The following is a 6,887-nucleotide window of genomic DNA, read 5'->3' as shown; positions in this document are numbered from 1 at the left end:
AGTTCAGGTGATCACCTGAACTCCCCCCACTGCTGTGGCGGCGCGGCCGCCGGGTCACGCGCCCATCATGTGGGCCCCGCCGTCCACGTGGACGATCTCGCCCGTCGTACGCGGGAAGAGGTCCGAGAGCAGCGCGACGATGCCGCGGGCCGCCGGGTCCGGGTCGGTGAGGTCCCAGCCGGCCGGGGCGCGGGTGTGCCAGTCGTCCGCCAGCTCGGAGAAGCCCGGGATGGACTTGGCGGCCATGGAGCGCAGCGGACCGGCGGCGACGAGGTTGCAGCGGATGCCGCGGGGCCCCAGGTCGCGGGCGAGATAGCGGCTGGTCGACTCCAGGGCGGCCTTCGCGACACCCATCCAGTCGTACTTGGGCCAGGCGACCGTCGCGTCGAAGGTGACGCCCACCACCGAGCCGCCGCGCGGTTCGAGGAGCGGCAGGCAGGCGGTGGTCAGGGACTTCAGCGAGTACGCGGAGACGTGCACGGCACTCGACACGTCCTGCCAGGTGCCGTCCAGGAAGTGGAAGGCGCCCGGCGGCCCGTACGCGATGGAGTGCACGACGCCGTCGAGACCGTCGACGTGCTCCCCGAGGCGGTCCGCGAGACCGTCGAGGTGCGCCTGGTCGGTGACGTCCAGTTCGACGACCGGGGCGGGCTTCGGCAGCAGAGCCGCGGTCCGTTCGATCAGGGACATCCGCCCGAAACCGGTCAACACAACGTCTGCGCCCTCCAGTTGGGCTATGCGCGCCGCGTGGAAGGCGATGGACGCCTCGGTGAGGACGCCCGTCACCAGGACGCGCTTGCCCGCGAGCAGCCCGCTCATGACGCGACCACCGCCCGCGGCAGCGAGGCGACCAGGGCGGAGTCGTGCGGCAGCGCGCCGAGCCCGGCGGCGCCGCCGGGCGAGCCGATCGTGTCGAAGAAGGCGACGTTCGACCCGCGGTGGTCGCCCCAGTCGGCGGGCACGTCGTCCTCGAAGTAGATGGCCTCCACGGGGCAGACGGGCTCGCAGGCGCCGCAGTCCACGCACTCCTCGGGGTGGATGTAGAGGGCGCGGCCGCCTTCGTAGATGCAGTCCACGGGGCATTCGTCGATGCAGGACTTGTCCTTCACATCGGCGCAGGGCTGAGCGATGACATAGGCCATGCGGAATTCCTCATTCAGTGCGTCGTCAGGTCTCTTCGGTGGGCGGGGTCAGTCGGTGAGCGCGCGGTCGACGGAGGCGCCGGTGGTCCGCTCGCCCAGGGTCAGGACGGTCACGGCGAGCGCGGTCATCACGACGGCGATGACGCCGAACAGCGCCCCTGGCCCGTACGACTGGAGGACCGGGAGCAGCGCGAACGGCAGCGCGGCGGCGCTGAGTTTGGACAGCGAGTACGCGGCGCCGGACGCGGCCGCGCGGATGGCGGTCGGATACTGCTCGGCGAGATAGACGTGCGAGACGTTGGAGAAGAGGTTGCTGAACACGGTGTAGACGAAGCCGAACACCATGATGAGCGTCGGCGATCCCGCGTACGAGAAGCCGAGCCCGGCCACCACCATCGCGGCCGCCGAGGCGACCACCAGGGTCTTGCGCTCGACGCGGTCGATGATCGGCAGCGCGAGCGCGGAGCCCACGGGGTAGCCGAGGAAGCAGACCGCGGTGAAACCGAGGCCGGCGACGATGCCGTACCCCTTGGCGGCGAGGATCTGCGGCGCGAGCGTGCCGAAGCCGTAGTAGCCGACCGTCGACAGCGAGCAGAAGATCCAGAGCATCGTGGTGCGGCGCCGCAGGTGGGGCTGGAAGATGTCCCGCAGGCGGGTCGCGGGGGCGGCCGTCTCCTTCGCGGTGGACCCGGCGTCGACCACGGGCAGCGCCTGGACGCCGCCCGGGACCTCCGCCTCCATGCGGGAGACCAGCGCGTCCGCCTCGTCCTCGCGGCCGACCGTCGCCAGCCAGCGCGGGGACTCGATCAGCCGCCTGCGCAGCACCCACACCACGGCGGAGCCGAGGGCGCCGATCACGAAGAGCCAGCGCCAGCCGTCGATGCCGAGCGGCGTCAGCGGTACGAGCCACAGGGCGGCGAAGCCCACGGCGGGCACCCCGCAGAAGGCCAGGGTGTAGGCCCAGGCGATGAACCGGCCGCGCTTCTTCGCGGGCAGCACGTCGGACAGATAGCAGTCGGAGAGGGACTGCTCGGCACCGATGCCGATGCCGGCCAGGAACCGGGTCGCGATCAGCCAGGCCGCGTTCGGCGAGAAGGCGCCGAGCAGCGAGAAGCCCGAGTAGATCGCGAGGTTGATGAGGAACGCCCGGCGCCGCCCGTACCGGTCGGCGATCTTGCCGAGCAGCAGCGAGCCGATGAACTGGCCGATGAAGGCGGAGGCGAGGACCAGCTTGAGCTCGGTGGCACCGAACGCGAAGTCGTTCTGGAGGACCTTCGCGATGGTGCCGGAGAGGTTGTTCTCGAACGTGTCGAAGAGCAGCCCGACACCGATGACCGCGGTGATGCTGCGGTGGGTCGGGGTGATCGGCATCCGGTCGAGCCGGGCGCCGATCGAGGCGCTCGTGACGGCCGTGCCGGTGGTGCCGGCCGTGGCGGTGGCGGCCGCCGGTTTGGTGACCGTGTCGGCCATCAGGCGGCCCGTTCGATGTGCGCGTCGACCTCACCACGGCGGACCGGCGCGCTGACCTCGTGCAGATAGGAGGCCACCTCGCGGTAGGAGGCCCAGAATCCGACCTCGTGGTAGGGCACCCCGCGCTCGGCGCAGTACGCGCGGGTGAGTTCACGGGCCCGCCCCAGGTTCTTCTGCGGCATGGCGGGGAACAGGTGGTGCTCGACCTGGTAGTTGAGACCGCCGTACAGGAAGTCGATGAACCAGGAGGGACGGATGTTGCGGGAGGTGAGGACCTGCCGCTCCAGCCAGTCCAGCGTCTCCTCGTCGCCGTCACGCACGTCCATGCCCTTGTGGTTCGGCGCGAAGATCATGCCGAAGTAGACACCGAGGGTGGCCTGCTGCACGAGGATGAAGGCGACCGCGAGGACCGGCGACAGGACGGTGAAGACGCAGGTCAGATAGATCGCGGCGCGCAGCACGAGCAGCGTGGACTCCAGGACGGGACGCTTGGTGAGGCCCTGCGCGATCGACTTCACGGCCGTCTTGTGCATCTTGAACGACTCGAGGACGAGCAGCACGAAGAAGAGCACGCTCTGGTAGCGCACGATGAAGCGCTGCGTGCTGGTGCGGGTCGCGTACTGCTTGATGTCGAAGATCGCGGTGCGCCGCCCGATGTCCGGGTCCATGTCCAGGTGGTTGGGGTTGCTGTGGTGGCGGTTGTGGTGGTTGACCCACCAGCCGAAGCTGACCCCGTTGACGAAGTTGGCGTGGAAGTAGCCGACCGCGGACGCGGCCCGCTTGTCGCGGAACATCGCCTTGTGGCCCGCGTCGTGCCACATGAAGGAGGACTGGCCGCCGCAGAGGCCCATCCACACCGCCACGGCGAGCTGCCACCAGACGTCGCCGAGCAGGAAGAACGCGGTGAGCCCGGCCACCAGCAGTGTGGTGTTCCGGGTCAGCCGCCCTATGTAGTACCGGGGGTCGAGGTCGAGCAGACCCTCCGCCTTGACGCGTTTGAGGAGCTCGGAGAACGTGGCGGACGCCCCGGTGCGCGGCGGGACTCCGGTGTGCTGCGGGGCGACGGCGACACCGGTCTCTTGGACGTGCGGACGCTGCATACGAAGCTCTCCTCGGAAGAAGTGCCCGAACCGGGCGGCGGCGCCCGCCCGGCCGGTGGAGTACCGACGCCGGGCGAACGTGTGTGCAGCGTTCCGTGCAGTGCTGATGTGGCGCTGACTCTGGGCTGATCGGGCAGGTCGTACGGCGCTGACGTCAGACCGCCGGGTCCGGCTCGGCGCGCAGCAGGGTGTCCAGCTCCTGGACGACGGCGTCCGCCGCTCGGGCGACCTCCTCGTCGTCGGGGGCGCCGATGATGCCCATGAGCTGTTCCACCATGGCGTGCTTGAGCGCGTCGGTCGTTTCCGCGTTGCCACTCATCGTCATTCACTCCTGTCGGTCGTCCGAGGCGTGTGCGGCGGCTGCTCGCACATCAAAAGGCGTTGCACGCACGGAAGATGTGCGCGAAGGAGGCAAGCGAGGCCGGCCCGTCGAAGGCGACGTACTCCGGGATGGTCGCGTCGGGGGCCCACTTGTGCTTGTACGAAAGCTGCGTCTGGGCGGGGTAGAGCGCGGCGCCCTCGGCCCACAGGGCGTGCATCAGCCACTGGAAGGCCGGGCTGTGGCCGTCCAGTTCGTGCTCGGCGTCCAGCCCGGTGAAGGGCGTGAAGCCGAAGTGCAGCCACTGGACGCCCTCGCCGCGGAACACCTCGATGGCGTGCGCGTTGATGGCTTCCATCAGGCCCGGTGACCCGTCCGGCACGCGCCGGCTCAGGTCGTGCATCCAGCCCGCGCGACTGCCGAAGACCGGGGAGTACGAGATGTACGCCACCGGCGCCCCGGCGATCGTGCCGACGAACAGCCGCCGCCGCTCCTGCGCCTCGCCGCCGATCTCGCCGACGAGGAACTCCAGGGGGCGGGCCGCGCCCTTGCTGGACAGCCAGGCGCCGTCGATCGTCTCCAGGGCGTCCTGGTGGGCGTCGGCCTTGACCTCCTGGATCTGGAGGCCGTTGCGGTAGGCGCGGGAGATCTTGTTGCGCAGCTGCATGAAGCGGGTGCCGCGCAGGGTGAACTCCGCCAGGCTCACCGCCCAGGAGGCGCCGATCTGGTTGACGGTGAAGCCGAGACGCGCGTACCGCTCCGCGTCGTCGCGCTGCAGCTGGACGCCGACGTGGGTCAGCCCCTGCTCCTTCACGTGGTGCCGGAAGCCGTCGAGGAGGGCGTCGTACTCCTCGGGGGCGGCGAAGGGCCCACCGAACTGGACGGCGAACCGGCCGGTCCTGCGGTAGACGACGACGCCGTCCGCCCCCGGCAGCGTGAACGTACTGTTGCCGCTGTTGAGCGCGAGGAACGCGCTGGGATTCTCGGCCCGCGTATAGGTGCTCACAGCCTTGAGAATCGGATTTTCCACTACGGTCACGGTCATGATCCGTATCCCTTTCGGAAGCCGTTGCGGTCGATGAGAGTAGAGCACCGCCGCCCCTTTGATGGGAAGGGTGGAAAGCTCATGGCGCAGCCGCGTGACGGCATGTCAGAGGGGCGTCAGCGGCCCGTCAGAAGTGCCTGGCAATGTAGTTCTCGTGAACGACACGGGGAACCGGGTCGGGAACACGGAGAGGTGCCCGGAGCGGCTTATCGGGGACTTCGAGTTTCGGCTCAAGGTCGGGTCTTTCGGGGCCCACGCAGGTTCGAATCCTGCCCTCTCCGCAGGCACGGAATCACGTGCCCGTACGGCCAGGAGAGGTGCCCGGAGTGGTTTATCGGGGACTTCGAGTCTCGACTCAAGGTCGGGTCCCTCGGGACCCACGCAGGTTCGAATCCTGCCCTCTCCGCCAACGGAACAATGACCTCCACATCCACTTCGCCGGGCCTCCCCCGCCTCGGTGAAGCGACCGCCCCGGCGCCCCGCGAGAGCGGCTGGCATGCCGGGGCGGGCTTGCGTCCGCCGGGCGCGGCTCTTTTTTTGCTCAACGAACCCGCAGGTCAGACCCGTTTTCAACCATCTGACCCGGCTCGTTCAAAAAAATACCTTCCCAAAGGAATGATACCGTGAGAGGGTCTTCGCTGGAAGGGAGTCAGAGGCTGAGCCCCTGTCTCTCCCCGGTCGGGGACACCCAGAGATCGCCACGCCGACCTCCACCCGCGGTCCCCCACACCGCAGCACCGATGGCCCTGGCGACCCGGACGGTGAACCGCCCCGACGTTGCAGCGACGAAAGCCAAGGGGGAAACGGCATGCTGAGCTTTTCAATTCTCGGAGCACTGCAGATACGCACCACGTTAGGTTTCGCGGAGATCTCCGGAGATCTACAGCGGAATCTCATCCAGACGCTGCTCGTCAGCGAGGGCCGCCCGATCTCGGGCGAGAGCCTCGTGGAGGAGATGTGGGGCGATTCCGTCCCGGACAAGCAGGCCAACGCACTGCAGGCGCACATCAGCCGGCTCCGCCGCAAACTGAAGAGTTTGGAGCCCGGACTCCCCGTCTCCCGAGTGACCATTCACCCTTCCGGATACCGGCTCACCATCCATGAGGGCGAATTCGACGCCGCGGAATTCACCAAGGCGGTCCGGCAGGCCGAAACGGCGGGCGCCGCCGACGCCGCCGCCACGGCGGAATTGCTCGGCCGGGCGCTGGCGATGTGGCGCGGCCCCGTCTTCGGGGATTTCCCCGGCGGTACGATCTGCCAGCTGGCCTGCGCCCGTTACGAGGAATATCGCATGCGGGCCATGGAACTGCGCTTCGAGGCGGAGCTGCGTCTGGGCCACCATGCCGCGATGCTCGCGGAACTCCACGAGGCGCACAGCAACCATCCGTTGCGGGAACGCTTCTGCGAGCAGCTGATGGTCGCCCTCTACCGCTCCGGCCGCCAGGCCGACGCCCTCAACGTCTACCGCGCCATGCGTCAGCACCTCTCGGACGAACTCGGCATCGACCCGTCCCCCGCGCTGCGCGACGTGGAACACGCGATCCTCGCCCACGATCCGGCGCTCACCGGGGGTGCGCGCACTCTGCTTCAGCCGGCCTGAGGGGGGCGGGTGCGGCGTACGGGGATTCCCGCCGGGCCAGCGGGAGCGACGCGGACCGACCCCGGTCAACGCCCGCACCCGGCACGGTACCCACCACTCAGCACCACTCGATACCCGGCACACGTGACGCAGACGCCCGGGACCGGCGCCGGTCAACGCCCCTCACACGAGGGGCAACACCGCCCAGCGCGCCCCGAGCCGACACGCCCCA

General features: G+C 69.2%; 7 protein-coding genes and 2 tRNA genes. 3 read left to right on the top strand and 6 right to left on the bottom strand.

Going from position 1 to position 6,887, the window contains the following annotated elements:
* Positions 1 to 54: 54 nt before the first annotated feature.
* The 6 genes from fabI to ACWDVB_RS35840 all read right to left on the bottom strand — a co-directional run bounded on the left by fabI (position 55) and on the right by ACWDVB_RS35840 (position 5,076).
* Positions 55 to 819, bottom strand: a complete 765-nt coding sequence (gene fabI, locus ACWDVB_RS35865) for an enoyl-ACP reductase FabI (protein WP_451519457.1) — start codon at positions 817 to 819, stop codon at positions 55 to 57.
* Positions 816 to 1,142, bottom strand: coding sequence for a ferredoxin (gene fdxA, locus ACWDVB_RS35860; RefSeq protein WP_451519458.1), 327 nt, complete (start codon positions 1,140 to 1,142; stop codon positions 816 to 818). Before fdxA ends, fabI begins: the two co-directional genes overlap by 4 nt.
* A gap of 48 nt (positions 1,143 to 1,190) precedes the next feature.
* Positions 1,191 to 2,513, bottom strand: a complete 1,323-nt coding sequence (locus tag ACWDVB_RS35855) for an MFS transporter (RefSeq protein ID WP_451519481.1) — start codon at positions 2,511 to 2,513, stop codon at positions 1,191 to 1,193.
* Between the two features lie 98 nt (positions 2,514 to 2,611).
* Entirely contained in the window at positions 2,612 to 3,712 is a 1,101-nt protein-coding gene (locus tag ACWDVB_RS35850; RefSeq protein WP_451519459.1) for a fatty acid desaturase family protein, read from the bottom strand.
* Between the two features lie 154 nt (positions 3,713 to 3,866).
* Positions 3,867 to 4,031 carry a hypothetical protein gene (locus ACWDVB_RS35845; RefSeq protein WP_451519460.1) on the bottom strand — a complete coding sequence of 55 codons (165 nt, stop codon included), beginning with the start codon at positions 4,029 to 4,031 and terminating at the stop codon, positions 3,867 to 3,869.
* A 52-nt stretch (positions 4,032 to 4,083) separates the two neighbouring features.
* On the bottom strand, positions 4,084 to 5,076 hold the full coding sequence (locus ACWDVB_RS35840; RefSeq protein ID WP_451519461.1) for a DUF2156 domain-containing protein: 993 nt from the start codon (positions 5,074 to 5,076) through the stop codon (positions 4,084 to 4,086).
* A 186-nt stretch (positions 5,077 to 5,262) separates the two neighbouring features.
* On the opposite strand from ACWDVB_RS35840, the gene ACWDVB_RS35835 reads away from it, so the two are divergent.
* The 3 genes from ACWDVB_RS35835 (at position 5,263) to ACWDVB_RS35825 (ending at position 6,676) form a co-directional block, all read left to right on the top strand.
* Positions 5,263 to 5,357 (top strand) — tRNA-OTHER (locus ACWDVB_RS35835).
* A 30-nt stretch (positions 5,358 to 5,387) separates the two neighbouring features.
* Positions 5,388 to 5,485, top strand: a tRNA-OTHER gene (locus ACWDVB_RS35830).
* 399 nt (positions 5,486 to 5,884) lie between these two features.
* Positions 5,885 to 6,676: an AfsR/SARP family transcriptional regulator gene (locus ACWDVB_RS35825; RefSeq protein ID WP_451519462.1), complete on the top strand. Its 792-nt coding sequence runs from the start codon at positions 5,885 to 5,887 to the stop codon at positions 6,674 to 6,676.
* Positions 6,677 to 6,887: the final 211 nt, after the last annotated feature.

The organism is Streptomyces sp. NPDC003379, assembly GCF_053589195.1.
This window is presented reverse-complemented; position numbering and strand designations above follow the sequence as displayed.

Bases quoted from the DNA above. Each gene is read 5' to 3' on its own strand.
- fabI (WP_451519457.1), bottom strand. From the start codon at position 819: ATGAGCGGGCTGCTCGCGGGCAAGCGCGTCCTGGTGACGGGCGTCCTC.
- fdxA (WP_451519458.1), bottom strand. From the start codon at position 1,142: ATGGCCTATGTCATCGCTCAGCCCTGCGCCGATGTGAAGGACAAGTCC.
- ACWDVB_RS35855 (WP_451519481.1), bottom strand. From the start codon at position 2,513: ATGCCGATCACCCCGACCCACCGCAGCATCACCGCGGTCATCGGTGTC.
- ACWDVB_RS35850 (WP_451519459.1), bottom strand. From the start codon at position 3,712: ATGCAGCGTCCGCACGTCCAAGAGACCGGTGTCGCCGTCGCCCCGCAG.
- ACWDVB_RS35845 (WP_451519460.1), bottom strand. From the start codon at position 4,031: ATGAGTGGCAACGCGGAAACGACCGACGCGCTCAAGCACGCCATGGTG.
- ACWDVB_RS35840 (WP_451519461.1), bottom strand. From the start codon at position 5,076: ATGACCGTGACCGTAGTGGAAAATCCGATTCTCAAGGCTGTGAGCACC.
- ACWDVB_RS35825 (WP_451519462.1), top strand. From the start codon at position 5,885: ATGCTGAGCTTTTCAATTCTCGGAGCACTGCAGATACGCACCACGTTA.